Origin of the sequence: Vibrio sp. B172a (assembly GCF_030248355.1) — a bacterium.
GTDB classification, from domain to species: domain Bacteria; phylum Pseudomonadota; class Gammaproteobacteria; order Enterobacterales; family Vibrionaceae; genus Vibrio; species Vibrio owensii.
In genome coordinates this window covers 1-1,005 of sequence record NZ_JAHGAC010000057.1, presented here as the reverse complement: position 1 = coordinate 1,005, position 1,005 = coordinate 1, and the positions used below count along the sequence as shown (strand labels likewise).

Below are 1,005 nucleotides of genomic sequence, written 5' to 3'. Positions count from 1 at the left end.
CTATCTGTACAACACTTGCTAAAGTATACGGCGGTGCTGCTCGTGACTTCGCATCTATCGATAACGCTCCAGAAGAGCGTGAGCGCGGTATCACAATCGCTACTTCTCACGTAGAGTACGACACTCCAACTCGCCACTACGCACACGTAGACTGTCCAGGACACGCGGATTATGTTAAAAACATGATCACTGGTGCTGCACAGATGGACGGTGGTATCCTAGTTGTTGCTGCGACAGATGGTCCAATGCCACAAACTCGTGAGCACATCCTACTAGGCCGTCAGGTTGGTATCCCATACATCATCGTATTCATGAACAAATGTGACATGGTTGACGATGAAGAGCTACTAGAACTAGTAGAAATGGAAGTTCGTGAACTTCTATCTGAGTACGATTTCCCAGGTGATGACCTACCAGTTATCCAAGGTTCAGCTCTAGGCGCACTAAACGGCGAAGAGCAATGGGAAGCTAAGATTGTTGAACTAGCAGAAGCGCTAGATTCATACATCCCTGAGCCAGAGCGTGCAGTAGATATGCCATTCCTAATGCCTATCGAAGACGTATTCTCAATCCAAGGTCGTGGTACAGTAGTAACTGGCCGTATCGAACGTGGTATCCTAAACGTAGGTGACGAAGTTGCTATCGTAGGTATCAAAGACACTACTACTACTACATGTACTGGTGTTGAAATGTTCCGTAAGCTTCTTGACGAAGGTCGTGCTGGTGAGAACGTTGGTGCACTTCTACGTGGTACTAAGCGTGACGAAGTTGAACGTGGTCAAGTACTAGCTAAGCCTGGTTCAATCACTCCACACACTAAGTTCGAGTCAGAAGTATACGTACTTTCTAAAGATGAAGGTGGTCGTCACACTCCATTCTTCAAAGGCTACCGTCCACAGTTCTACTTCCGTACAACTGACGTAACTGGTGACATCTCTCTACCAGAAGGCGTAGAAATGGTAATGCCAGGCGACAACATCCAAATGCAAGTTGAGCTAATCGCTC

General features: G+C 47.0%; 1 protein-coding gene. It reads left to right on the top strand.

Annotation, left to right across the window (positions count from 1 at the left end; genetic code table 11):
* Positions 1 to 1,005, top strand: a 1,005-nt coding sequence (gene tuf, locus KIT90_RS27760) for an elongation factor Tu (protein ID WP_285379776.1), incomplete at both ends; no start/stop codon positions are given.